The sequence below is a fragment of the Streptomyces sp. NPDC048718 genome (genome assembly GCF_043198875.1).
In the GTDB taxonomy this organism is placed as follows: Bacteria; Actinomycetota; Actinomycetes; order Streptomycetales; family Streptomycetaceae; genus Streptomyces.
On record NZ_JBICVG010000003.1, the window covers coordinates 198,596 to 222,457 of the forward strand.

General features: G+C 72.5%; 22 protein-coding genes. 12 read left to right on the plus strand and 10 right to left on the minus strand.

What is annotated here, in order from left to right; translation table 11 throughout:
• The first annotated feature begins 60 nt into the window (after nt 1–60).
• Both ACGFRB_RS06530 and ACGFRB_RS06535 read left to right on the plus strand, forming a co-directional pair.
• Nucleotides 61–603: a hypothetical protein gene (locus tag ACGFRB_RS06530; RefSeq protein WP_393239841.1), complete on the plus strand. Its 543-nt coding sequence runs from the start codon at nt 61–63 to the stop codon at nt 601–603.
• Between the two features lie 209 nt (nt 604–812).
• Nucleotides 813–1,388 (plus strand): hypothetical protein, encoded by a 576-nt coding sequence (locus ACGFRB_RS06535; RefSeq protein WP_393239844.1) that lies wholly within the window; start codon nt 813–815, stop codon nt 1,386–1,388.
• 33 nt (nt 1,389–1,421) lie between these two features.
• On the opposite strand, the gene ACGFRB_RS06540 is transcribed toward ACGFRB_RS06535, so the two are convergent.
• Entirely contained in the window at nt 1,422–2,144 is a 723-nt protein-coding gene (locus ACGFRB_RS06540) for a TetR family transcriptional regulator (RefSeq protein WP_393239847.1), read from the minus strand.
• Between the two features lie 306 nt (nt 2,145–2,450).
• On the opposite strand from ACGFRB_RS06540, the gene ACGFRB_RS06545 reads away from it, so the two are divergent.
• From ACGFRB_RS06545 to ACGFRB_RS06555, 3 genes are all read left to right on the plus strand, one after another.
• Nucleotides 2,451–3,791, plus strand: a complete 1,341-nt coding sequence (locus ACGFRB_RS06545; RefSeq protein WP_363005200.1) for a glycosyltransferase family 4 protein — start codon at nt 2,451–2,453, stop codon at nt 3,789–3,791.
• Between the two features lie 304 nt (nt 3,792–4,095).
• Nucleotides 4,096–4,830 (plus strand): methyltransferase domain-containing protein, encoded by a 735-nt coding sequence (locus tag ACGFRB_RS06550; RefSeq protein WP_393239850.1) that lies wholly within the window; start codon nt 4,096–4,098, stop codon nt 4,828–4,830.
• The gene (locus ACGFRB_RS06555) at nt 4,827–5,903 is read left to right on the plus strand and encodes a prenyltransferase (protein WP_393239853.1); all 1,077 of its coding nucleotides are present in this window, start codon (nt 4,827–4,829) and stop codon (nt 5,901–5,903) included. Before ACGFRB_RS06550 ends, ACGFRB_RS06555 begins: the two co-directional genes overlap by 4 nt.
• A gap of 91 nt (nt 5,904–5,994) precedes the next feature.
• On the opposite strand, the gene ACGFRB_RS06560 is transcribed toward ACGFRB_RS06555, so the two are convergent.
• The 4 genes from ACGFRB_RS06560 to ACGFRB_RS06575 form a co-directional block, all read right to left on the minus strand.
• Complete coding sequence (locus tag ACGFRB_RS06560; RefSeq protein WP_393239856.1) at nt 5,995–6,444, minus strand: helix-turn-helix domain-containing protein; 450 nt, start codon at nt 6,442–6,444, stop codon at nt 5,995–5,997.
• Nucleotides 6,445–6,518: 74 nt separating this feature from the next.
• Nucleotides 6,519–7,568 carry an LLM class F420-dependent oxidoreductase gene (locus ACGFRB_RS06565; protein WP_393239859.1) on the minus strand — a complete coding sequence of 350 codons (1,050 nt, stop codon included), beginning with the start codon at nt 7,566–7,568 and terminating at the stop codon, nt 6,519–6,521.
• 170 nt (nt 7,569–7,738) lie between these two features.
• Nucleotides 7,739–8,629: a hypothetical protein gene (locus ACGFRB_RS06570; protein WP_393239862.1), complete on the minus strand. Its 891-nt coding sequence runs from the start codon at nt 8,627–8,629 to the stop codon at nt 7,739–7,741.
• A 103-nt stretch (nt 8,630–8,732) separates the two neighbouring features.
• The gene (locus tag ACGFRB_RS06575) at nt 8,733–9,674 is read right to left on the minus strand and encodes an N-acetylmuramoyl-L-alanine amidase (protein WP_393239865.1); all 942 of its coding nucleotides are present in this window, start codon (nt 9,672–9,674) and stop codon (nt 8,733–8,735) included.
• A 268-nt stretch (nt 9,675–9,942) separates the two neighbouring features.
• On the opposite strand from ACGFRB_RS06575, the gene ACGFRB_RS06580 reads away from it, so the two are divergent.
• Nucleotides 9,943–12,102 carry a hypothetical protein gene (locus tag ACGFRB_RS06580; protein WP_393239868.1) on the plus strand — a complete coding sequence of 720 codons (2,160 nt, stop codon included), beginning with the start codon at nt 9,943–9,945 and terminating at the stop codon, nt 12,100–12,102.
• Nucleotides 12,103–12,307: 205 nt separating this feature from the next.
• Here the strand turns inward: ACGFRB_RS06580 and ACGFRB_RS06585 are convergent, their stop codons facing one another.
• Complete coding sequence (locus ACGFRB_RS06585) at nt 12,308–12,946, minus strand: class I SAM-dependent methyltransferase (RefSeq protein ID WP_393239871.1); 639 nt, start codon at nt 12,944–12,946, stop codon at nt 12,308–12,310.
• 262 nt (nt 12,947–13,208) lie between these two features.
• Between ACGFRB_RS06585 and ACGFRB_RS06590 the strand changes: the two genes are divergently transcribed.
• The 6 genes from ACGFRB_RS06590 (at nt 13,209) to ACGFRB_RS06615 (ending at nt 20,019) form a co-directional block, all read left to right on the plus strand.
• Nucleotides 13,209–14,060, plus strand: a complete 852-nt coding sequence (locus ACGFRB_RS06590; RefSeq protein WP_393239874.1) for a Scr1 family TA system antitoxin-like transcriptional regulator — start codon at nt 13,209–13,211, stop codon at nt 14,058–14,060.
• The gene (locus ACGFRB_RS06595) at nt 14,020–14,277 is read left to right on the plus strand and encodes a DUF397 domain-containing protein (protein WP_393239877.1); all 258 of its coding nucleotides are present in this window, start codon (nt 14,020–14,022) and stop codon (nt 14,275–14,277) included. Before ACGFRB_RS06590 ends, ACGFRB_RS06595 begins: the two co-directional genes overlap by 41 nt.
• A gap of 160 nt (nt 14,278–14,437) precedes the next feature.
• The gene (locus ACGFRB_RS06600; RefSeq protein ID WP_393239880.1) at nt 14,438–16,624 is read left to right on the plus strand and encodes an acyl-CoA dehydrogenase; all 2,187 of its coding nucleotides are present in this window, start codon (nt 14,438–14,440) and stop codon (nt 16,622–16,624) included.
• Nucleotides 16,625–16,717: 93 nt separating this feature from the next.
• Nucleotides 16,718–17,908: a Nonspecific lipid-transfer protein gene (locus tag ACGFRB_RS06605; RefSeq protein ID WP_393239883.1), complete on the plus strand. Its 1,191-nt coding sequence runs from the start codon at nt 16,718–16,720 to the stop codon at nt 17,906–17,908.
• Between the two features lie 76 nt (nt 17,909–17,984).
• Nucleotides 17,985–19,460 carry an MFS transporter gene (locus ACGFRB_RS06610; protein ID WP_393239886.1) on the plus strand — a complete coding sequence of 492 codons (1,476 nt, stop codon included), beginning with the start codon at nt 17,985–17,987 and terminating at the stop codon, nt 19,458–19,460.
• Between the two features lie 16 nt (nt 19,461–19,476).
• Nucleotides 19,477–20,019, plus strand: a complete 543-nt coding sequence (locus ACGFRB_RS06615; protein WP_393239889.1) for a hypothetical protein — start codon at nt 19,477–19,479, stop codon at nt 20,017–20,019.
• A gap of 46 nt (nt 20,020–20,065) precedes the next feature.
• On the opposite strand, the gene ACGFRB_RS06620 is transcribed toward ACGFRB_RS06615, so the two are convergent.
• From ACGFRB_RS06620 to ACGFRB_RS06635, 4 genes are all read right to left on the minus strand, one after another.
• The gene (locus tag ACGFRB_RS06620; RefSeq protein WP_393240574.1) at nt 20,066–20,698 is read right to left on the minus strand and encodes a response regulator; all 633 of its coding nucleotides are present in this window, start codon (nt 20,696–20,698) and stop codon (nt 20,066–20,068) included.
• A gap of 159 nt (nt 20,699–20,857) precedes the next feature.
• On the minus strand, nt 20,858–22,078 hold the full coding sequence (locus ACGFRB_RS06625; protein WP_393239892.1) for a sensor histidine kinase: 1,221 nt from the start codon (nt 22,076–22,078) through the stop codon (nt 20,858–20,860).
• Between the two features lie 42 nt (nt 22,079–22,120).
• Nucleotides 22,121–22,840: an ABC transporter permease gene (locus ACGFRB_RS06630; RefSeq protein ID WP_363005356.1), complete on the minus strand. Its 720-nt coding sequence runs from the start codon at nt 22,838–22,840 to the stop codon at nt 22,121–22,123.
• Complete coding sequence (locus ACGFRB_RS06635; RefSeq protein ID WP_393239895.1) at nt 22,840–23,817, minus strand: ABC transporter ATP-binding protein; 978 nt, start codon at nt 23,815–23,817, stop codon at nt 22,840–22,842. The genes ACGFRB_RS06630 and ACGFRB_RS06635 overlap by 1 nt, the downstream gene beginning before the upstream one ends.
• Nucleotides 23,818–23,862 lie beyond the last annotated feature (45 nt).

A 23,862-nucleotide genomic window follows, 5' to 3' on the forward strand; every position in this document is an offset into this window, starting at 1 on the left:
AAAACTACTCCCTTGATCACGGGGGCAAGAGGCTTTCGTGCGCGCGAGTTTGGGAGAGTTGTGCGCAAGGCGAAGTGGGTGGCCGCGGCTGCCGGTGTGGTGCTGCTGGCCGCGGGTTGTGGCAGCAACGACAGCTCGGACAAGGCCGGTTCGAACGCGAAGGAGAGCGGCTCGACGGCCGGGTCCGAGGCGGGCGGCGGCGCGGAGGCGGGCAGCGCGGAGCTGACCGCCGAAGCGGTGCGGAAGGAAATCGAGACCGCGGCGACCGGTGCCGGCTTCACCAAGAGCGACCGGCCCGAGAACGTGCCGGCGGGCCTGGAGCGGTGCATGGTCTCCTGGACCCCGGATGCCCAGAAGGCCGCCGACCCGAAGAAGTCCGCCGCGGACACGGTCACGGCGCTCGGCAAGGGCGGCTGGAAGACGGAGAAGACCTTCTCGCAGTCCGGATCGACGATCACCTCGCTCGCCAAGGGCACCTGGCAGCTGAAGTCCAGCGACCACAGCGCGGGCCCGGTGAAGCTCGTCATGTTCGTCGCCACGGACACCACGCCCGCGTGCGAGGCGCTGTTCAAGGCCGACCTGGAGAAGAACAAGAAGCCGTAGCGACGCGCGCCGGCCGCGCCCGCGCCCCTGACCGGGGGCCGGGCGCGGCCCCATGCCCCGTACCCGCGCCTACGGCAGTAGTGGGGGTTGGCCGCCTTTCGCCTGGTCACAGGCCCCGTGCGACACTTCACGCGCCCGCCGGACGATCGTGTCCGGCGGCCTGTGGAGGGGTGGGAAAGAGCATGCGCGGGGCAAGGGGACTCAAGGTTGTGGCGAGCTCCATGGCGGTGGCCGCGGTGCTCGGTGCCGGAGGATGCGGCGCCGACGGCGCCTCCCCGGAGGCGGCCTCGGCCTCGGGTCGGGCCTCCGTTTCCGCGTCGGCCGCGCCTCGGGCCGGGGAATCCGGGCCGTTCGGGAAGAAGCAGGTGCGGACCGACCTCGACGCCTCGGCCTCCGCCGCCGGTGCTCCGCCCGCCGACCCGGACTGGGCGGCGAGGGAGAAGAAGGCTCCGGCCGGCTCGCTCGGGGCCTGCGGGGTCTCCTACCGGGGCTACGGCACACAGTCCGACCCGGTCGATCTGCGCCGCTACGACGCGGTGATCGGTGAACTGCGCGGGCGCGGCTGGCAGGAGATCACGAAGCGCCGTGAACGCGAGGCCGCGGACGGGTCCGTCGGAGGGGTCGTCCTGATGCTCAAGAAGCGCGATTGGACCATGACGACGGAGTTCCTCGGCCACCGCGAAGGCGGATGGATCAATTTGTCGGCCTTCCAGGAGGACTGCGTCAAGAAGAACGGTTCCGACGCCGACATCGCCGAACGGCTGGGGCAGCAGCCCGGACAGTGAGGGCTCCCGCCCCGGGCGGCCGTTCCGCGCCGCTCAGTCGCGGGCCGGCTCCTTGGAGGCCTCGGACCCGGACCCGGACCCGGACCCGGCTTCGTTCCCGCCACCCGCGCCACCCGCGCCACCCGCGCCACCCGCGCCCGTGTCCGGCCCCGCCGTCTCCTGGGCCGTCAGGTCGATCAGCCGGCAGGCCATCTCGATGTCGATCTTCACCTGGGCGATCGACGCCCGCCCCGACAGCCAGGTGATCAGTGCCGAGTGCCAGGTGTGCTCGATCACCCGGACGGCCGAGAGCTGCTCCGGCGTCGGGTGCTCCGTGCCCATCGCGTCCAGGATGATCGCGGTCGTCAGCCGCGAGACGGTGTCGACCTCCGGGCTCACGCTCCGGTCGGCGAACGTCAGCGCCCGCACCATCGCGTCCGCGAGCTGCGGCTCGCGCTGCAGCGCCCGGAAGGCCCGCATCAGCGTCTGGGCGACCCGCTCCGCCGGGTCCTCGCCCGCCGGCGGGCGTCTGCGCAGGGTCGTGTGCATGCGCTGGAGCTGGTCCTGCATCGTGGCGACGAGCAGGTGCACCTTCGAGGGGAAGTAGCGGTAGAGCGTGCCCAGGGCCACCCCGGCCACCTCCGCGACCTCCCGCATCTGCACGGCGTCGAACCCGCCTCGCCCGGCGAGCTCCGCGCTGGCGTGCAGGATGCGCCGCCGACGGGCTTCCTGGCGTTCCGTCAGGGCTGGTGACGCAGGTCTTTCTGCCGCGGTCATGGGTCTCGTTCCGTGCGGTGGGAGAGGCGTGACGAGAAGCGGTGCAAGGGTGGCGCGAGGGTCGTACGCGGGTGGTGCGGGGGCCGGCGCCGGGCGGCGCGGGGGCCGGTGGAGAGCGCTGAGGGAGCGACAGTATGACGGGTCGGCGGCCGTGGCGGGAATCACCTGGTCCGCCTCTCTCCGCCCAGCTACCTGCCGGTAGATTCAGTGCTCCTCGGAGGACCAGAGGGTTCAAGTCTGTAACTTGTTCTAGATTAGCGCGGGCGGTTACGCTCCCGGGAAAAGCACGCTCGAAGGGGGTCCCAGTTGACCGCGGAGGCCATAGAGGCAAGCCCCCGGCAGGGTGGTGCCGCGGACGGTGACCGTCCGTTGCGGATCGCTCTCCTCACGTACAAGGGCAATCCGTTCTGCGGCGGCCAGGGCGTCTACGTCCGCCACCTCTCGCGTGAACTCGCCCGGCTCGGCCACAGCGTGGAGGTCATCGGCTCGCAGCCGTACCCCACCCTCGACGAGGGCGTCCCGCTCACCGAGATCGCGAGCCTCGACCTCTACCGTCAGCCCGACCCGTTCCGCACCCCGAAGCGCGACGAGTACCGGGACTGGATCGACCGCCTCGAAGTGGCCACCATGCGCACCGGCGGCTTCCCCGAGCCGCTCACCTTCTCCCTGCGGGCCCGGCGCATGCTCGCCGCCCGCAGCGGCTCGTTCGACGTCGTGCACGACAACCAGACCCTCGGGTACGGACTCCTCGGTGGCCCCCGCGCCCTCGGCGCGCCGCTCGTCACCACGATCCACCACCCCATCACCGTGGACCGGCAGCTCGAACTCGACGCCGCCGCCGACTGGAAGCGCCGCGCCTCCGTCCGCCGCTGGTACGGCTTCACCCGGATGCAGAGACGGGTCTCGCGCCGCCTGCCGTCCGTCCTCACCGTCTCCGGCACCTCCCGCCAGGAGATAGTCGAGCACCTCGGCGTCCGCCCCGACCGCATCAGCGTCGTCCACATCGGTGCCGACACCGACCTGTGGTCCCCGGACCCGGCCGTCGCCGAGGTCCCGGGCCGGATCGTCACCACCTCCAGCGCCGACGTCCCCCTCAAGGGCCTCGTCTACCTGATCGAGGCGCTCGCCAAGCTCCGCACCGAGCGGCCCGACGCCCATCTCGTCGTCGTCGGCAAGCGCGCCGAGGACGGCCCGGTCGCCCAGACCATCGAGCGGTTCGGGCTCGACGACGCCGTCCGCTTCGTCAAGGGCATCACCGACGCCGAACTGGTCGACCTCGTACGGTCGGCCGAGGTCGCCTGCGTCCCCTCCCTCTACGAGGGCTTCTCGCTGCCCGCCGCCGAGGCCATGGCCACCGGCACCCCGCTCGTCGCCACCGACGGCGGCGCCATCCCCGAGGTCGCCGGACCCGACGGCGAGACCTGTCTGTCGGTCCCGACCGGCGACGCGGGCGCCCTCGCCGCCGCCCTCGGCCGGCTGCTCGGCGACCCGGAGCTCCGCGCCCGCCTCGGCGCCGCCGGCCGCGCCCGCGTACTGGAACGTTTCACCTGGGCCCGCGCGGCCCAGGGCACCGCCGACCTGTACCGCGCCGCCATCGCCGCCCAAGGGGCCGGTCGCAGGGGCAGCGCCACGGCCCCCCGCCGCTGAACCGCCGCCCCTCGCCCGTACCGCATCCCCACCCGTAGCCCACCCGCACCGCACCCTCGCACGATCCAAGCGGCCCGCCCCGAGACGAGTCCCGAGACGAGCCACGAGACGCGTCCTGGGGGCGAACCCAGGGGTGAGGACCGGGGCGAACCCCGAGACGAACCCCGGGACGCGCCCCGAGCCGAACCCTGAGACCGGAGGCCCGAAGCCTCCCGGTCCCCGGAGTTTTCGACGCTTCGAAGCCTGAGCGCCCCGAAGCCCGAAAGCCCCCGAAGTCCCCGAAGCCCCTGAAAGGCAGACCCCCGTGCTGACCGTCGACTTCACCCGCTTCCCGCTCGCCCCCGGCGACCGCGTACTCGACCTGGGCTGCGGCGGGGGCCGGCACGCCTTCGAGTGCTACAAGCGCGGCGCCCAGGTCGTCGCCCTCGACCAGAACGCCGAGGAGATCCGCGAGGTCGCCAAGTGGTTCGCCGCCATCAAGGAGGGCGGCGAGGCCCCGGCCGGCGCCACCGCCACCGCGATGGAGGGCGACGCGCTCAACCTGCCGTTCCCCGACGAGTCCTTCGACGTCGTCATCATCTCCGAGGTCATGGAGCACATCCCGGACGACAAGGCCGTCCTCGCCGAGATGGTCCGCGTCCTCAAGCCGGGCGGCCGTATCGCCGTCACCGTGCCCCGCTACGGCCCCGAGAAGATCTGCTGGACGCTCTCCGACGCGTACCACGAGGTCGAGGGCGGCCACATCCGCATCTACAAGGCCGACGAACTCCTCGCCAAGATGCGCCAGGCCGGCCTCAAGCCGTACGGCACCCACCACGCCCACGCCCTCCACGCCCCGTACTGGTGGCTGAAGTGCGCCTTCGGTGTCGACAACGACAAGGCGCTGCCGGTCCGCGCGTTCCACAAGCTCCTGGTCTGGGACATCATGAAGAAGCCCGCCGCGACCCGGATCACCGAGCAGCTGCTCAACCCGGTCATCGGCAAGAGCTTCGTCGCCTACGCCACCAAGCCCCACCTCCCGAAGGCCGACGCCCAGTGACCTCACCCGAGCGGATCGCGGAGCACCTGGTCCTGCCGGGCGTCCTCACCGCCGAGCAGGCCGCGAAGACCGTGGCCGGCATCCTCGCCGTCCAGTGCGAGGACGGCGCCATCCCCTGGTTCCGGGGCCACCACCTCGACCCCTGGGACCACATCGAGGCCGCCATGGCCCTGGACACCGCCGGCGAGTACGAGGCCGCCGCCCGCGCCTACGCGTGGCTGGCCCGGCACCAGAACTCCGACGGCTCCTGGTACGCCGCCTACCGGGACGGCGACCCCGACGACGTCACCGACCGGGGCCGCGAGTCCAACTTCGTCGCGTACATCGCCGTCGGCGTCTGGCACCACTACCTGTCGACGGGCGACGACGTCTTCCTCGACCGCATGTGGCCCGTCGTCTACGCGGCCGTCGAGTTCGTGCTCGGCCTCCAGCAGGCCGGCGGACAGATCGGCTGGAAGCGGGAGTCGGACGGTACGGCGGTCGACGACGCGCTGCTGACCGGCAGTTCCTCCATCCACCAGGCGCTGCGCTGCGCCCTCGCCATCGCCGACGAACGCGAGGAGCCCCAGCCCGACTGGGAACTCGCGGCCGGAGCGCTCGGCCACGCGATCCGCAGCCACCCCGAGCGTTTCCTCGACAAGTCCCGCTACTCCATGGACTGGTACTACCCGGTCCTCGGCGGCGCGATCACCGGCCCCGAGGCCGCCGCGCGCATCGACGCCCAGTGGGACGCCTTCGTTGTCCCGGGGCTGGGTGTGCGGTGCGTGCTGCCCAATCCGTGGGTCACGGGCGGCGAGAGCTGTGAACTCGCCCTCACGCTCTGGGCGATGGGGGAGTCGGACCGCGCGCTCGACATCCTCAAGTCCATCGGCCATCTGCGGGCGGACAACGGCAACTACTGGACCGGTTACGTCTTCGAGGGCAACCAGGCCGTCTGGCCGGACGAACAGACGACGTGGACGGCCGGCTCGCTGCTGCTCGCGGTGGCGGCGCTGGGCGGCGACGAGGCGACGGTGGCGGTGTTCGGCGGCGAGCGGCTGCCGCGGGGGCTGGAACCGGACTGCTGCGACTGAACGATCAGCCGTTCGATTCGCGGGCGAGGGGCGTGAATCGGGCGCTGGGGTCGCTCGGGAGGGGCGCACCGCTGCGCGCGGAGCGGTGCGCTCAGCCCGCGATCCAGGCGGCGTTCGCCGTGCCGCCCGCCGCCGGCCACCGCCCCGGTGGCATCCCCGCCAGTTCCCTGAACTCCCGTCCCAGAGGGGACTGGTCGTAGAAGCCGCACACCGTCGCGGTGTCCGCCGCCCCGCGTCCCGCCGTCGGCTCCTCGACGGCGTGCCGCAGACGCGGCACTCGGGCGAGCCGCTTGGGCGAGAGCCCGATCTGCTCCCGGAACCGGCTCTCCAGGTGCCGAAGGCTCCAGCCGGTCCGGTCCGCGACCTCGCGGATCCGCATATGGCCCTGGGCCTGGTGGAGCAGCCGCCATGCCTCCAGGACCGCGGGGGCGACCGTGTGCTCGGGCGCCGCGTCGGCCGTCCACGCGAGCAGGCTCTCGTCGAGCAGGGCGAACCGCTCGTCCCAGCCCGGCGCGGGATGGCGTACGTCGTACCCGGGCACCCCTGAGCCGGGGCCCTGGGGAGACCTCCCCCAGGTGTTCAGGCCCGCGTTCAGGCCCGTGCTCAGGCCCGTGCTCAGGCCCGGTTCAGGTCCGCCAGGGTACGGAGTGTCACCGGGTCCGGCGCCGTGACCAGCAGGTCCGTCACCGGGCCCTCGCGCCACTCCTCCAGCCGTGCGGCGATCCGTTCCCTCGGTCCGACGAGCGAGATCTCGTCGGCGAAGGCGTCCGGTACGGCGAGGACCGCCTCGTCCCGTCGCCCGGCCGCGAAGAGGTCCCGGACGCGTCGGGCCTCGGCCCCGTATCCCATGCGTGTCATGAGGTCGGCGTGGAAGTTGCGGGCCGCGTGCCCCATGCCGCCGATGTAGAAGCCGAGCATCGTTTTGACGGGCAGCAGCCCCTCCGCCACGTCCGCGCAGACCCGGGCCCGCACCAGCGGCGCGACGAGGAAGCCGTCCCGGACGTCCGAGCCGTCCGCCGCCAGGCCGTAGACCTCGGCCCAGCGGGTGGGCGACCAGTACAGCGGCAGCCAGCCGTCGGCGAGGGCGAGGGTCTGGGCGACGTTCTTGGGGCCCTCGGCGCCGAGGAGGACGGGCAGGTCGGGCCGGAGCGGGTGGGTGATCGACTTGAGGGGCTTACCGAGTCCGAGTCCGGGGCCGGGGCCGGCTCCGGCAGTGGGGCCAGGTCCGGGGTACGGGTGCGGGTGGTAGCGCCCGTCTAGCGTGACGGGCCCTTCGCGGCGCAGTACCTGCCGGACCACGTCGATGTACTCGCGGGTCGCGGTCAGCGGTGAGCGCGGGAACGGCCGGCCGTACCAGCCCTCCACCACCTGCGGCCCCGAGAGCCCGAGCCCGAGCAGCATCCGTCCGCCGGAGAGGTGGTCGAGGGTGAGCGCGTGCATCGCGGTGGCGGTCGGGGCGCGGGCGGCCATCTGCGCGACCGCCGTGCCGAGCCGGATCCGGGAGGTGTGCGCGGCGATCCAGGTGAGCGCGGTGAACGCGTCGGATCCCCAGGCCTCCGCCGTCCACACGGAGTGGTAGCCGAGTCGTTCGGCCTCGCGGGCCAGTTCGAGGTGGGTGGGGGAGGGGCCGCGTCCCCAGTAGCCGAGGGCGAGTCCGAGACGCATGCCGGGCAACCTTTCTGACGTAACGTCAGTTCGCTTGCGTCCGGCGACTGTACGACAACGGCCCCCCACCCGGAAGAGATCCGGATGAGGGGCCGTCGACGAAGGCGGGCCCGGTGGTGGGACGGGGCGGCGAGCCGCGCCCGCCCCACCCCGCGATCGCTCGGGCGGGTTCAGCCGCGCTGGATGCCGGTGGTGTCCTGGAGCACGCCGCGCCGCCCGTCCTGCGTCTGGGCGACGAGCGCCTGACCGCGCTGCTCGACGGCCAGGTACCAGGTGCCGGGGGCCAGTTCGGCGAGCGGGGCCGAGCCGCCGTCCTCGCCGTACAGCGGGCGGGCGACGGGGACCGCGAACCAGAACGGCGCGAAGTCCGCCGCCGGAGCCTGCGCGTGGGCCGGAGTGGCCTGCTCCTGGGCCTGCGGCTGCGGCTGGGGCTGGGAGTGCTGCTGGGCCGCGGCGCCGTAGGACTGGCCGCCGCCGAGCGAGGGGTCGGGCTGCGCGGCGTACGGCTGCTGCTGGGCGCCCGGGTAGCCGTAGCCGCCGGGCGCGCCCTGCTGGCCGCCGAGGTGACCGGGCATGCCGGCCTGACCGGGCTGGGCCGCGTACGGCTGCGGGGTGCTCGGCCCGGCGGCCGGGAGCAGCGGGGCCTGCAGGGCCGGGACGAGCGGGCCCGCGATGGCGCCGCCGGCGAGGACGAGCGAGGCGATGAGACCGAGGATCAGACCGGCACCGGCGCTGTTCGCCTCGAACACCCACATCAGCAGGGTCCAGGCGGAGGCGATGGCGAGGGAGACGCCGACCTGGCCGAGTTCCAGACCGGCCACCTTGCGCTGCCGCATCTGGGGCACGGTCCGCGAGGCGACCACGAGGGCGGCGCCGGCGATGCCGAGGAGGAAGGAGCCCCAGCCGAGCGGGGACACCTCCCACGAGTACGCCGAGTCGAACGCGTCGCACGCGTTGCCCGGCAGGTCGCAGCCGGAGATGCCGAGGAACGAGGCGATGAACAGCACCACCGCTGCGCCGATCAGCACGCCATCGCCTCGGGTGAGGGAGCGGATATTCACGTAAAAGAATCCTTCGTCGGGTCGTCTCGTCGGGGTGGTGCGAAGCACGGGGGCGCCCCCGCCGCCGGGGCGAATCTATCGTCCGGCCGTCCGCCTGGCGGTTCTACCCCTGGAGGTAGGCCTCGATGCCGTCGGCGATCCCCCGCGCCGCCTTCTGACGCCAGCCGGCGTCCGTCAGCAGGGCGGCGTCCTTCGGATCGCGCATGTTGCCGCATTCGAGGAAGACCTTGGGCACGGTGGAGAGGTTGAGCCCCCCGAGGTCGTCGCGTACGTCCAAACCGGTACCGGAACCGATGTAGTTGGCGGGCCTGGTGCCGGTGGTCCGGGCGAAGTGCGTGACGAGCTTCTCACCGAGGGTACGGGACGGTGCCACGATCGCACCGGTGTCGGCGGCCCCGTCCTTCACGCGTGCGGGGAGGATCACATGGAACCCGCGGTTGCCGGTCGCCGATCCGTCGGCGTGGACGGAGACGACGGCGTCGGCCTTCGCGGTGTTGCCGATGCGGGCGCGTTCGTCGATGCAGGGGCCGTAGGGGCGCTCGGCGTCGTGGACGAGAACGACCTTGGCGCCCCCCTCTTCGAGGAGATCGCGCAGACGGTGTGAAACGTCCAGGGTGAAGGTGGCCTCGGTGTAACCGGCGTTGGTGGAGGTCCCCGTGGTGTCGCATTCCTTGCGAGTCGTCCCGATATCCACCTTCTTGTTGATTTCAGTGGAATGCCGGAAGTTCCCTGGGTTGTGGCCCGGGTCGACGACGATCACGCGACCGGCGAGCGGCCGGTCGGCCGTCGGCGTGGCACCGCCGGAGCGGGCGGGCCCGGACTGGCTCGGATTGGCCGATTCCCGCGCGCCGGCGGACTCGGTGCCCTGGGATCCGGCGGCTCCGGCCGGGCTCCCGGCCGGGGAGTCCTTGGCGTCGGAGGTCGTGGCGCCGGCGGCATCCGAGGACTGTGGCACCGGGGTCGCGGCGCCGCCGCACGCGGTCAGGGCGAACGGGAGTGCGAGCGGCAGGGCGAGGGCGAGGAGCTTGCGATGGTGGTACGGCACCTCGCGACCGTAGCGGTTTCCGGCCAGGAATGCCCGTAGCGGAACCAAGCCGGTGGAAGGTATGTGAGGGGAAAGTGAAGGATGCGCGGCACGTACCGGTGCGACGAACTAGCGTGACCGGACAGTGTGATGAACAGAGGGGGGACCGGTGGCCGGGGACCAGCACGACCACGGCGGCGACGGAACGACAGGGCGGGACGGGCGTACGGGCGACGGTGGGGCCGCCCCGGCGCCGCGGCCGCCCGCACAGCCTTCAGGGCAACCGCCCGTGCACGACGCGATTCCGCCCGGGTACGAGCCCGCGCGGTCGGGGGAGCGCGCGGCGGACGAGGTGAAGGACGCGGTGCCGAACGACGCGGTTCCGAACGACGCGGTTCCGAACGACGCGGTACCGGAGGCGAAGGATGCCGTGCCGGGGGCGGCGGGGGCGGCGGAAGCGGCTCAGGCGCCGGAGGCCCCGGAGGTGAACGACGCCGTGCCGCCGGGCTACGAGCCGGTGCGGCCCGCGAGCGGCGCGCCGCCGGAGGCGGGCGAGGCGCCCGTGTCCACCCCCGCGCCTGCCCCCACCCCCGCGCAGCCGGTGACACCTCCGCCGCCGGCGCCCTCCCTGCCTCCCGCGCCGCCCGTTCCTCCCGTCCAGAGGGAGAACGGAGCACCCGCGCCCGGGTTCGGGCCGCCGATGGCGGCACCGGGCGGATTCGGCGCGCCGGGGGCACCCGGGGTTCCTGGCGCACCCGGCCAGGGCGCGGTCCCGCCGGGGTTTGGAGCGCCCCAGCCCGGTTACGGCGGCTACGGCGGTGCCCCTCAGCCCGGCTACGGCGCGATACCCCAGGCGTACGGCGCGGTCCCGCCCGGCCAGGGCGGCCCGCCCCAGGGCCCCGGCGGGTTCCCGCTGCCGCCCATGGCCCCCGGACCGTCCGTCCCGCCCCCGCCGCCCGGCCCCGCGAACCCCGCGCAGGCCGCCGCCGTGGCCCTCCTCAACCTCTCCTGCCTGGGCCTCGGTTACGTGCTGCTCAAGCAGTGGGTGTTCGCCGTCGTCTGCTGGGCGGTCACCGTCGCGCTGCTCGTGGTGGCCCTGCCCGCCGACCCTGACGGCATCCCGCTGGGCGTCCTCGTCGCGTTCGGCGCCGTCCACCTCCTCGCGGCTGCCGACGGCGCCCGCCGCGCCCTGCGCGCCCGCCCGGAGGACCTGGCTCTGCCGGGCCGGCGCAAGCTCGTCCTGCCGGTCGCGATCGCCCTGCTGCTGGCCGTTCCTGGCGGGGGGACCTTCGCGTACGGCATGGCTCACGACGCGGCCGTCGAACAGCAGCTCCTCGACCGGCTGGCCGTCGCCGACAAGAAGGTGAAGGACAGCGCCGACGAGCCCTTCGAGTCGGTCAGGACCACCTACCGCGAGGCCCTCGACACGTACCAGGAGATCGGTACCAAGCACCCCGGTACGCAGGCGGCGGAGAAGGTCCCGATGCGGATCCAGACGTACTACAAGACCGTCTCCGCCCCGTACGACCGCGAGGACTTCTGCGGCTCCATCGCCGCCCTCAAGCACCTGCGGGCCCTGCCCGACCTGGTGGACGACAAGCTGATCGGCAACCTCGCCGGCAAGGCCGACGACCCGCTGGCCCACTCGCTGTACGAGTGCGGGACCCGCTCGATCGGCGCCTTTGGCACCGAGCAGACGGCGGCCGACCAGCTCAACGAGGTGATCAGCACCTTCCCGAAGTCGCCCTACCCCGCGCGCATCGAACCGGCCCTCCGCGCGAACCTGGCCGCCCGCGAGAACAACGGCGGCTCCACGCCCTGCGAGACGGCCGAGGAACTCCGGCGCTTCGGCACCACGGTGGGCCGGCTGCCCAGCGAGACGTACGGAGCGCTCGGCAAGGACGTGAGCCGGTCCACCTGGCGCAGTGAATTCGGCTGCGGACTCGACCAGTTCAAGAAGAAGGAGTACGACGAGGCGATCTCCACCATGGACGCCTACGTCAAGAACAACGCGTCCAGCCCGAAGGCCGACCAGGCCCGCAGCGTCTCCATCGCGGCGGAGATCGCCAAGGAGACCCCGGCCGCCGGCAAGAAGGTCCCGTCCGGCGCGACGGAGGGCTCGGGCCAGACGATGGTCGTCAGCAACGACGGCCCCGGCGAGGTCCAGCTCCTCTTCACCGGCCCGGTCACCGGCCGCGTCACCATCCCGTCCTGCGGCTCCTGCAAGTCCTACCCGGCCATCGTCGTCCCCAAGGGAGGCATCAAGCCCTGCTCCGGCTCCTCCTCGAAGTACCCGAAGCGGACGCTGCACCTGCCGGCGGGCAACTACCAGTTCCTGCAGAAGCGCAACAGCACGCGCACGTCGGCCGAGGTGAAGAAGGCGAGCAGCGACAAGATCGAGGCGGGGTACTCGTACACGAACTGTCTGTACGTGACGTCGTTGTACTAAAGGCCGTCGCCCGCCTCACCCCGCTTGGTTGGTGCGGGGTGGGGCGGGCGACGGTCGGCCTCGGGGGAGTGCGGGGAACCGGGGGCTGGAGGGGAGAAGGCGGCAGGTCGCGAAGCCCGCGCCCCGCCCGAGCGGGGATGGGCCCGACGAGTGGATGGGCCACCATGCGTTCAGCGAGTGCGCCCCGCCCGAGCGGGGACTTCCCTCAACCCCTCCGGCGCAGCACCCGCAGCGAGTCCGTCACCGAGATCTCCTCGAAGTCCCCGGACTCCAGAGCCCGGAGGTAGATCCGGTACGGCGCCTGGCCGCCGTCCGCCGGGTCCGGGAAGACGTCGTGGATGACGAGCAGACCGCCGGCCGCGACCTTGGGGGCCCAGCCCTCGTAGTCGTTGGTGGCGTGCTCGTCGGTGTGGCCGCCGTCGATGAAGACGAAGCCGAGCGGGCCCGCCCACACGGCCGCGACCTGCGGCGAGCGGCCCACGAGGGCGACGACGTGGTCCTCCAGGCCGGCCTTGCGCAGGGTGCGCCGGAAGGTCGGGAGGGTGTCCATGAGGCCGACCTCGGGGTCGACGACGGTCGGGTCGTGGTACTCCCAGCCCGGCTGCTGCTCCTCGCTGCCCCGGTGGTGGTCGACGGTCAGCGCGACCGTGCCCGCCGCCCGCGCCACGTCCGCGAGCAGGATCGTCGACCGCCCGCAGTAGGTGCCGACCTCAAGGAGGGGCAGCCCGAGCCGCGCCGCCTCGGCTGCCGCCGCGTACAGGGCGAGCCCTTCCTTGACCGGCATGAAGCCCTTCGCGGCCTCGAAGGCGGCGAGGATCTCGGGGGTGGGCTCGGCGGCGGGCATGGGCGGGTCCTCCTACTGGCGAGTACGCGGTACGAGCGCCCATCGTGCCTTACGCGTCGCACCCGAACCACACCCTCCCCCTCTCCCCTCCCTCCTTCCCCTCCCTTCTCACCCACGGTGAACCCCATCCGTCAGCTTGTGCCGGTATCCACTGGAAAGGGTTCTGCTGTGTGATTCACGCCATCGGAGCTGATTACCGCCACTACGCTCGGCGACGAACCAGAAGTAACGCTTGCGAGCGTGAGCTTGGGGGTGCCTCGGCATGGCCAACATCCGTAGCCTCGATCCCAGTGCGTCACCGCTGGACTACTACGGTTTCGAACTGCGGCGCCTGCGGGAGGAGGCAAAGCTCAGCCAACAGCAGTTGGGGGACGTCCTCTTCTGCACGGCTTCTCTCATCGGCCAGATCGAGACGGCGAAGAAGGTGCCCACCCGCCGTTTCTCGGAACAGCTCGACGCCGCGCTGATGACGGGTGGCCAGTTCACCCGCCTCATCGGCCTGGTCCTGCGCAGCCAGCTCCCGAACTGGTTCCAGCCCTACGCGGACATGGAAGCGCGGGCGATGTACATCCAGTCGTTCCAGACCACGTTGATCGACGGGCTGCTCCAGACTCCGGAGTACGCGCGGGAGATCCTGAGCGCCCGCCACGAGGGCGAGGACCTGGACACCAAGGTCGCGGCCCGGCTGGAACGGCAGCGGATCCTGGAGCGCGACACCCCACCGGTGCTCTGGGTGGTCATGAGCGAGGCCGTGCTCTGCCAGGAGGTCGGCGGGCGCGAGGTGATGCGGGGCCAACTCGCCCGTCTGCTGGAGATGCAGAGGCGGGAGTGGGTGAAGATCCAGATCCTTCCGTTCTCGGCGGGGGCCCACACGGGCATGCTGGGGGCCTTCAACATCCTGCGCTTCGAGGACGACCCCGACGTGGTCTACACGGAGGACTTCACGCAGGGGCGCATGACCGCCGATCCGGCGGCCGTCCGAGAGGGCCTGATCCGCTACGACCTTCTCCAGGCCGCCGCCCTCTCCGTGGAGAGTTCAGCCGCACTGATCGCCCGGGTGATGGAGGAGCGCTATGGCGGCCGAGCCGCACCTCGCGGGAGCGAATCGGCGTGAGTTTTCGCACCGCGCCGTGTGCGTGCCGTCCGGAGGGGCCCTCTGGCGCAAGTCGTCGCACAGCGGTGACACGGGTGGCCAGTGCGTCGAAGTCGCCTTTCTCACAGGGAAGATCGCCGTCCGGGACTCGAAGGATCTGCCGGGCCCGGTCATTCGCGCCTCTCCGGGTGTGTTCGCGGCATTCGTGACGGCGGTCGCCGGGGGCGCCGTCGGCTGAATCCTTCCTGCCGGCCCCGGGGCCCATGCCGGCCGGGTGCCCGCGTGTGACTCCGCCCCGCCCCTCTGTCGAGACCCCTGCGATGTCCCGCTGCCCGGATCCCTTACTTCACACCGCATCTGACCTTCCATCAGATTGGAACGTGTTCTAATCTGCGGCCATGGGCATCGCCATCACGCAGGAACAGCGGGAGCTCGCCCGATCCGTCCGCGGCTGGCTCGCCCGTGCCGTCCCCCGCGAAGAAGTCCGCAGGCACCTCGACGATCCCGCCCTCGCCTTCGGTCGCCCCGCCTACTGGGACGGCGCCGCCGCGCAGGGGCTGCTCGGCATTCATCTGCCCGAGGAGTACGGGGGAGGGGGCGGCGGCGACCTGGTCGATCTCGCCGTCGTCCTGGAAGAGGCCGGGCGGGCGCTGCTGCCCGGGCCCTACACCGGGACCGTGCTCGCCGCCGAGCTGCTGCACCGGGCCGGGCGCGGCGAGGAGGTGGCCGCACTCGCCGCCGGGGAGCGGATCGGGGCCGTCGCCTTCGGCCCCGGCAGTCTGGTCGCCGCGCCCTCCCGCACCGCCGACGGCCTGCTCCTCGGTGGTGTTGCCCCACCCGTGCTCGGCGCGGCCCACGCCGATCTGCTGGTCCTCGCGGCCCGCACACCGCGCGGCCGAACGGTCTGGCTCGCGGTGGACGCCGACACGCTCGCCGTACGGCCGCACGACAGCGCCGATCCGGTCCGGCCGACCGGTGAAGTCGCCGCCGACGGGGTGTTCGTGCCGAACGGGCGGGTGCTCGGAGCCGTCGATACCGCGCTCGTGCGCGACCTCGCCGGCGTCCTCCTCGCGGCCGAAGCGTGCGGGGTGGCCGCCCGAGCCCTCGACACCGCAGTCGAACACGCCCGCACGCGCGTGCAGTTCGGGCGGCTCATCGGGAAGTTCCAGGGGATCAAGCACTTATGCGCCGACATGCTCGTCCGGCTCGAACAGGCCCGCGCGCTGGTGTGGGACGCGGCCCGGGCCGCCCGGGGCGAGGGGGCCGACGTCCGCGCGTACACCGCCGCGCTCGCCGCCGGGGCCGCGCTGGACACCGCGTACGGCTGCGCCAAGGACTGTATCCAGGTGCTCGGCGGCATCGGCTTCACCTGGGAACACGACGCCCATCTGGCCCTGCGGCGCGCCCTGGTCGCCCGCCAGCTCCTCGGCCCGGGCGACACCCACCGCCTCGCCGCCGTACGCCACGCCGTGACCAAGGGAACGCGGCGCGATCTGCGTATCGAACTGCCGCCAGCGGCCCAGGAGTTCAGAAAGCAGGCCAGAGTGGCGCTCTCCGTCGCCGTCGGATCGGATCCGCGCGAGGCGCGCCGGCTGCTGGCCGGGACCGGGTACGCCGCGCCCCATCTGCCCCCGCCGTACGGGCTCGGCGCCGGGCCGGTCCGACAGCTCGCCGTACAGCGGGAGATGGCGGAACTCGGCGTCACCCTCAGTTCGCTGTCCATCGCGACCTGGGTGGTGCCCTCGCTCCTCGCGTACGGCACGCCCGCCCAGCGGGAACAGCACCTCGGGCCCACCCTGCGCGGCGAACGGCAGTGGTGCCAGCTCTTCTCCGAACCCGAGGCCGGCTCCGACCTGGCCTCGCTGCGCACCCGCGCCGAACGGGCCGAGGACGGATCATGGCGGATCACCGGGCAGAAGGTGTGGACGAGCAACGCCCGGGAAGCCGACTTCGGCATCCTCCTCGCCCGGACCGACCCCGAGGCGCCCAAGCACCGGGGGCTCGGCTACTTCCTCGTCGATATGCGCCGCACCCCCGGCATCACGATCCGCCCGCTGACCGAGATCACCGGGGACGCACTGTTCAACGAGGTGTGGTTCGACGGCGCCGTCCTGCCCGCCGACGCCGTCGTCGGCGGGGTGACCGACGGCTGGCGGGTCGCCCTCCACACCCTCGGCGACGAACGCGTCCACATGGCCGACCAGGCCACCTTCGACCTGGGCCTCGAAGCGCTGATCGCCGCCGCCGCAGGCGCCGACGACGCCGTACGGGCCCGGATCGGCGCCCTCGTCGCCGAGGCGCACGCCCTCGCCTGCATCGGGCTGCGGACCACCCTGAGCCGGGTCTCCGGCCTGGAACCCGGGCCGGGCGCGAGCGTCCGCAAGCTCGTCCAGACCGGGCACCAGCAGAAGGTCGCCGAACTCGCCCTCGAACTCCTCGGTCCCGACGGTGCGCTGACGGAAGGGCCCGGGAAGCGGGCGGTGCGCCAGCTGCTGATGTCGCGCTGCCTGACGATCGCGGGCGGTACGACCCAGGTGCAGCTCAATGTCATCGCCGAGCGACTGCTCGGCCTGCCCAGGGACTGATGCCGGGCACCCCGCGCCCAGCGCCGCCACCCGCCGTGCGCCGGGGCCCGGAGCCGAGAACCGACGACCGCGACCGAGTCGAGAGGAAACGCCGTGAAGACGTACATCGTGGGTGTCGGCATGACGAAGTTCGAGAAGCCGGAGACCCGGGACTGGAGCTACGGGGACATGGCGAAGGAGGCCGGCGGCGCCGCGCTGGCCGACGCGGGCATCCCGTACGAGCGGGTCCAGCAGGTCGCGGCCGGCTACTGCTTCCAGCCCTCCACGGCCGGGCAGCGCGCCGTCTACGGGCTCGGGCTCACCGGCGTTCCCGTCTACAACGTCAACAACAACTGCGCGACCGGCTCGACCGCGCTGATGATGGCCCGGCAGTTCGTGGCGGGCGGAGCGGCCGACTGCGTCCTCGCGCTCGGCTTCGAGAAGATGAGCCGGGGAGCGCTGGGCGGCGGGAGCGCGGGCGGCGCGGACCTCAAGTCCTCTCCCGTGGCCCGGCATTACGGCGTCATGGCCGCCCGCCACGGCTTCGCGGCGACCCCGCCCACCGCCCAGATCTTCGGCAACGCGGCCCGCGAACACATGGAGCGGTACGGCACGACCGAGGCCCAACTCGCCGCCGTCGCGGCCAAGAACCACCGGCACTCCGCCCGCAACCCCCGCGCCCAGTTCCGGGACGTCCACACGGCCGAGGAGATCCTGGCGGCCAAGACCGTCCACGCCCCTCTCACCCGCCTCCAGTGCTCCCCGACCTCCGACGGCGCCGCCGCCGCGCTCGTCGTCTCCGAACGCTTCGTGGAAGCACACGGTTTGGGCGAGCGGTCCGTGGAGATCGTCGCCCAGGCGATGACCACCGACACGGAGGAGTCCTTTGCCTCGGGCTCCTGTATCGACGTCGTCGGCCGCCCCATGTCGCGGGAGGCGGCCCTCCAGGTGTACGAGACGTCCGGGCTCGGCATCGAGGACGTCGACGTCGTCGAACTCCACGACTGCTTCTCCATCAACGAGCTTCTGACATATGAGGCGTTGGGCATGTGCGAGGACGGCGCCTCCGGCAAGCTCGTGGAGTCGGGCGCGACGACGTACGGCGGCCGCTGGGTCGTGAACCCGTCGGGCGGACTCATCTCCAAGGGCCACCCTCTGGGTGCCACCGGCCTCGCGCAGGCGGCCGAACTGGTCTGGCAGCTCCGGGGCGAAGCGGGCGAACGCCAGGTCGCCGGGGCGTCGGTGGGACTCGCGCACAACATCGGCCTCGGCGGTGCCGCCGTGGTGACCCTGCTCCGGCGGTAGGTGCTGTCCGGGGCCACCCTCACCTGGCCCGGATAAGCGATGTACGGGCCCGTATACGGATGCGACCATGACGGTCATGCCGCATTCGCCGCGAACAGGCTCCGACACCGGCCCCGAGTCCCCCACCGGCCCCGACTCCGCAGCCTCCGCCCCCATATCCGCCCTGCCCGCGCCCCTCAGCCTCTGGCTGGTGGTTCTCGTCTCCAGTGCGGGCCAGTTCCTCGTCACCCTCGACGTGTCCGTGGTGAACGTGGCGCTCCCGTCGATGCGGGAGACGCTGGGGCTGTCCGCGAGCGGACTGCAATGGGTCGTGAACGTGTACTCGATCGCGTTGGCCGGCTTCATGCTGCTCGGCGGGCGCGCGGCCGACCTCTTCGGCCGCAAACGCATGTTCCTGATCGGGCTCGCGCTCTTCACCGTCGCCTCGCTGGCGGGCGGACTCGCCCAGGAGGGCGGCCAGTTGCTCGCCGCGCGCGCCGTGCAGGGCCTCGGGGCGGCCGTCCTGTCCCCGGCCTCCCTCACCCTCGTCACCGGCGCCGTCCCGGCCGGACCCGCCCGCACCCGCGCCGTCGGCACCTGGACGGCGGTCGGCGCGGCGGGCGGCGCGGCGGGCGGCTTCGTGGGCGGGGTCCTGGTGGACCTGCTGTCCTGGCGCTGGGTGCTCCTCATCAACGTGCCCGTCGGCGTCCTCGTCCTCGCCGGCGCGCTGCGCTGGCTCACCGAGGGCCGGGCCGCAGCCGGCCGGCGCCGGCTCGACCTGCCGGGCGCGGTGCTCGTCACGGCGGGCCTCGCGACCCTCGCGTACGGCATCGTCCAGACCGGGGAGTCCGGCTGGACGGCCTCCGCGACCCTGGGCCCGCTCGCCGCCGGACTGCTGCTGCTCGCGGTCTTCGTCGCCGTCGAGGCGCGCACGGCCGAGCCGCTGATGCCGCTGCGGATCTTCCGTACGCGTGTGGTGTCGGCCGCCAACACCGCGATCCTGATGTGCGGCTTGTCCTCCTTCAGCACCTGGTTCTTCATGACGCTCTACGCCCAGAACGTCCTCGGCTACCCGCCGCTGATCGCCGGACTCGCCTTCCTCCCCAGCTCCGTCAGCGTCATCGCCGGCTCCAAACTGGCCCCGCGCCTGCTGCCTCGCTTCGGCGCCCGCAAGGTCGCCGCGCTCGGCGTGCTGATCGCCACGGTCGGCTACGGCTGGCAGTCGACGATGACGGCCGGCGGCACGTACGTCACGGCGATCCTGCTGCCCGGCATCCTCATGATGTTCGGCATGGGCCTCGGTACGACGTCCCTCGTCGTCCTCGCCACCGGCAACGTCCCGGCGGTCGACGCCGGCCTCGCCTCCGGCCTCATGAACACCTCCCGCACCATGGGCGGCGCCCTCGGCCTCGCGGCCCTCTCCACGGTCGCGGCCTCGGTCACCCAGGGCTCCACCACCCCCGAGGCCCTCACCGCCGGCTACGCCACCGCCTTCCGCGTGGCGGTCGGTGTCCTGCTGACGACGGCCGTGGTGATGGCGGTCTGGCTGCCCAAGTCGGACCACAAGGCGTAAGCGGGCAGGCGGCGTCGTGAAGAGCATGGGCCCGAATGAGGAGGCTGGAGAGATGGGCTTCTCCGTGTCGTTCGATCCGGCCGTTTCATCGGGGGCTATGGCTCCTGCCGTAGCGAGCCTGGAGCCGGGTGACGATGACGAGACCCTCGTCATGGAGGCGTGCGGCGCCCTCTCCGACGCCGGCGGCAGCACATTTCACATGGGCGGCTTCGGGAGCGGTGAGTGGCCGGTCGATGTCGCGTATGACCTGTCCGTCTTCATGGAGCAGCTTCCGACGCTTCTGGCGGGAATGCGCAACCGTCGCGAAGTGGAGGTGGACCTCTACTCGCAGGGAATCGAGAGGACCTTGACCTTCCGGCCCAGCGGAGATCTCGTCGTGATCCACTGCGAATCGCGGACCAACTGGGTCCCCAGCCCCGAGCGCGAGATCATCGCGCGAAGTGAGCTGGTCGCGATGCTCACTAAATTGGCCGTGGACTTCGCCGGAGGGTTGAAGGCGATCGGCTCCGAACTGTCGGAGGTCGCACCATTCGAACGTTGGCTGGAGGGTGAGGCGTAGCCTCACGGTCCCATCCCGCGACCTCCCCGGATGGCGGCGGCAGAGCTCAGAGCCAGCCCTGGCGGCGGGCCGCCCGGACCGCCTCCATGCGGTTGCGGGTGCCCGTCTTGCCGATGGCCGAGGAGAGGTAGTTGCGGACCGTCGACTCCGAGAGGTAGAGCTTCGCCGCGATGTCCGCGATCGTCGCGCCGTCCACGGAGGCGCCGAGGGCGTCGCGTTCGCGGGCCGTCAGGGGGTTGGGGCCCGCGCTGAGGGCCGCGGCGGCGAGGGCCGGGTCGACGACCGTCTCGCCGCGCAGGGCCTTGCGGATCGCTTCGGCCAGCTCCTCCACCGGCCCGTCCTTCACCAGGAAGCCGACCGCCCCCGCCTCCATCGCGCGGCGCAGATAGCCGGGCCGGCCGAAGGTGGTGAGGATGAGGACCCGGCAGTCGGGCACTTCGTCCCGCAGGTCCGCCGCCGCGTCCAGGCCCGAGCGGCCCGGCAGTTCGATGTCGAGCAGCGCGACGTCCGGCCGGGCGGTCAGTGCCGCCTCCACGATCTCGTCGCCCCGCCCCACCTGGGCGACCACCTCGATGTCCGGCTCCATCCCGAGCAGCAGCGCGAGCGCCCCGCGCATCATGCCCTGGTCCTCGGCGAGGAGGACTCTCGTGCAGCGCGCCGGGCGCTGGTCCTGCGGCATCTCGTTCACGGGCACCAGGGTAGGACGAAGGCGCGGCGGCGCCCCGTTCTCACTCCCGTCCCGCGTCCCAGTCGAGCTGCCGTCCTTGGCGCAGCAGCCTGAACAGCGAGACCAGCGCGCTCCCGGCAAGCTCCCTGCCCGCAGGCTGCCGGGCGTCCCCTACGGGCAGTCGTCCGGCCCGGACCGGGAGCAGGGGGCGGACACGGGGGCGGATCGAGAGCCGGTGCCGGGCCCTTCGTCCTCGGCGGGTTCCGCCGGCTCCACCGGAAGTTCGGCCGTCACCCGGAACCCCCGCTGCGGAAGCGGACCCGAGGTGAAGGTGCCACCGGCCGCGGCGAGACGTTCGCGCAGGCCCTTCAGGCCGCTGCCGGAGGTGTCCATGCCCGTCGCCCGGCCGGTGCCGTTGTCGGTGACGGTCAGCCGGACGCGTTCCGGGCCGCCGCCGATCTCTATCGCGCAGCGGGTCGCGCCACTGTGCCGCACGGCGTTGGTGGACGACTCGCGGACCACCCACCCCAGCAGCGCCTCGGTCTGCGGCTCCAGTGGCGGGCCCGATTGACGGACGACCGGCTCGATGCCGGCCGACGACAACAGGTCGCGGGCGCGGTCCAGTTCGGTGGTCAGGCTGCCCTCGCGGTAGCCGGTGACGGCCTCGCGGATCTCGGTCAGTGCCTGCCGGCCGACCGACTCGATGTCCGTGATCTGCGCCAGCGCCGCGTCCAGGTCGCGCGGGGCGAGCCGCCGGGCCGCCTCCGACTTCACGACGATCACGGACAGGGTGTGGCCCAGCAGATCGTGCAAGTCGCGGGAGAAGCGCAGCCGTTCCTTCTCGACGGCCGAACGGGCCAGTTCCTCACGGGTCTTGCGCAGTTGGTCGACCGTCTCGTCCAGCGTGAGGATGGCCGACGTCACCAGGATCGAGATGAAGGTGCCGTACACGATCCCGATCGAGCCCCAGTCCGCCTTCGCGAACGTCGCGCCCGCCACCGCCGCGAGCAGCGGGATGACGATCAGCCGGAGCTTGCGTCCGCGTCGTACGACCGCCCCGACCGCGAGGCCGAGCAGCGGGAAGAGCAGCAGCCAGGACTCGCCGTACCCGAGGACGAGCCCGAAGGTGAGGGCGCCGAGAGCGGTGAGCAGCCACCAGGTGAGCGGCTTCTCGCGGGTGCGCGCGTCGAAGGCGCGGATGACGACCGCGATGTAGAGGGAGTTGAAGGCCAGCAGACCGAGGCCGCCGATCCAGGGGTTCGGCGCCTCGCCCGAGACCAGGTGGGACAGCGCGCCGAGACCCAGCAACAGCCAGGGGATCAGACTGAGTCCGGTCGGACGGCCGCCGCGCCTGCTCGCGGCGCGGCGCCGCCGGAATTCTCCTCGTGCCATCGAATGTCCCCGTCCCTCGCCCCTCGTTTCCCCGACCGCCCCTCAGACGGTCCGTGCCGAACGACGGTACGAGACCGCCGCGTACAGGCCGAACAGCGCGGCCCACGCCACCAGGATCGCGACGGTCGCGAGGCCGGGCGCCGAGCCCTCGGTGATCGCGCGGCCCAGTTCGGAGAAGCGGTAGGTGGGGGTGTACGCGGAGAGGGAGCGCAGCCAGCCGGGGAACAGGTCGACCGGGAACCACAGACCGCCGACGACCGCGAGCCCCAGGTTGCAGGCCACGTTGACGGCTCCGGCCGACTGGCTGGTGAGCCGGTAGCCGTTGCCGAGTCCGAGCAGGGTGAAGGGCAGCGAGCCCGCCCACAGGGTGAGGGCGACGACGGCCCACTGCCAGGCGTCCAGGCGTACGCCGTTGACGGTGGCGCCCGCGAGCAGGACGGCGACGATGGCCGGCAGGACGATGACGCCGCCGGTCAGGGTCCGGCCGACGACGACCTGGCGCGGCGTCATCGGGGTGACTCTCAACTGGCGGAGCCAGCCGGTGGACTTGTCCTCGGCGACGCCGGTGCCGAGCGACAGGGCGGCGCCGAGCGCGCCGTACGCCGCCATGCCGATCATCGCGGCGGTCTTGAACGCGGAGTCGTTCTGGCCGCCGAGGTTGGTGAAGAGGAGGTACATCATGACCGGCACGCCGATGGACGAGATGACGAAACCGACATCGCGCAGGGTGCGGCGGACTTCGAGGCGGATGTACGCGGTGATCATCGGTTCGTCTCCAGGGATGCGGCGTCCTGGGCGGTGCCCTGGGCGGACGCGCGGGTGAGGGCGAGGAAGGCGTCGTTGAGGGAGACCGGGGCGACCTGGAGGCCGCGTACGGCGCCTTGCGCCGCGAGGGCGAGGACGGTCGCGTCGGAGTCGGCGCTGCGCAGATGGGCGCGGTCGCCGCGGATCTCGACGGAGGTGACGCCGGGGAGTGTGGCCAGGCCCTTGGAGGGGCCGCCGGCCAGGTCGAAGGAGACCGTGGTGCCGCCGGCGGCCCGCTTCAGGTCCTCGGCGGTGCCGTCGGCCACGATCCGGCCGGAGTCGACCACGACGATGCGGTCGGCGTGCTCGTCGGCCTCCTCCAGGTAGTGGGTGGAGAACAGGACCGTGTTGCCGCGCCGGGCGTAGCCGCGCATCGAGTCCCAGAAGGCCTCGCGGGCCTCGACGTCGAGGGCGGCGGTCGGTTCGTCGAGGATGATCAGCTCGGGGTTGCCGGCCAGCGCGACGGCGAAGCGGACGCGCTGGGCCTGGCCGCCGGAGAGCCGGTCGGCGCGGCGGTGGGCCAGGTCGGTGAGACCGGCCAGTTCCAGGGCCTCGTCGACGGGCAGCGGCTTCGGATAGGTGCGGGTGACGAAGTCGACCAGCTCGCGGATGGTGACCCGGGGGACGGGACGGCCGTCCTGGAGCATGGCGCCCACCCGGCCCGCGCCGACCGCGCGCTCGGGAACGTCCTCGAAGAGGCGCACCCGGCCGCTGTCGGGGGTGTCGAGGCCCAGGAGCAGATTGATGGTGGTGGACTTCCCGGCGCCATTGCGGCCGAGGAGGGCGACGGTCTCGCCGCGGTCGATGCGCAGATCGATGCCGTCCACGGCGCGGACCTCGCCGAAGGACTTGGTGACGGTGGTGAAGGCGACCGCGGTGCCGGCACGGCCGGCCCGGTCGGCGCTGGGGATGCTGGACGCTTGCTCGTTCGTCATGACAAGGACGCTACGGAGCGGCGGGAGACACCGGCAGGCGCTGGT

Coding starts and splice junctions, on each gene's coding strand:
- ACGFRB_RS06625 (WP_393239892.1), bottom strand. CDS start 22,078: ATGGCACGAGGAGAATTCCGGCGGCGCCGCGCCGCGAGCAGGCGCGGC.
- ACGFRB_RS06565 (WP_393239859.1), bottom strand. CDS start 7,568: ATGCGTCTCGGACTCGCCCTCGGCTACTGGGGACGCGGCCCCTCCCCC.
- ACGFRB_RS06585 (WP_393239871.1), bottom strand. CDS start 12,946: ATGCCCGCCGCCGAGCCCACCCCCGAGATCCTCGCCGCCTTCGAGGCC.
- ACGFRB_RS06540 (WP_393239847.1), bottom strand. CDS start 2,144: ATGACCGCGGCAGAAAGACCTGCGTCACCAGCCCTGACGGAACGCCAG.
- ACGFRB_RS06600 (WP_393239880.1), top strand. CDS start 14,438: ATGGGCATCGCCATCACGCAGGAACAGCGGGAGCTCGCCCGATCCGTC.
- ACGFRB_RS06620 (WP_393240574.1), bottom strand. CDS start 20,698: ATGCCGCAGGACCAGCGCCCGGCGCGCTGCACGAGAGTCCTCCTCGCC.
- ACGFRB_RS06635 (WP_393239895.1), bottom strand. CDS start 23,817: ATGACGAACGAGCAAGCGTCCAGCATCCCCAGCGCCGACCGGGCCGGC.
- ACGFRB_RS06595 (WP_393239877.1), top strand. CDS start 14,020: ATGGCGGCCGAGCCGCACCTCGCGGGAGCGAATCGGCGTGAGTTTTCG.
- ACGFRB_RS06590 (WP_393239874.1), top strand. CDS start 13,209: ATGGCCAACATCCGTAGCCTCGATCCCAGTGCGTCACCGCTGGACTAC.
- ACGFRB_RS06610 (WP_393239886.1), top strand. CDS start 17,985: ATGCCGCATTCGCCGCGAACAGGCTCCGACACCGGCCCCGAGTCCCCC.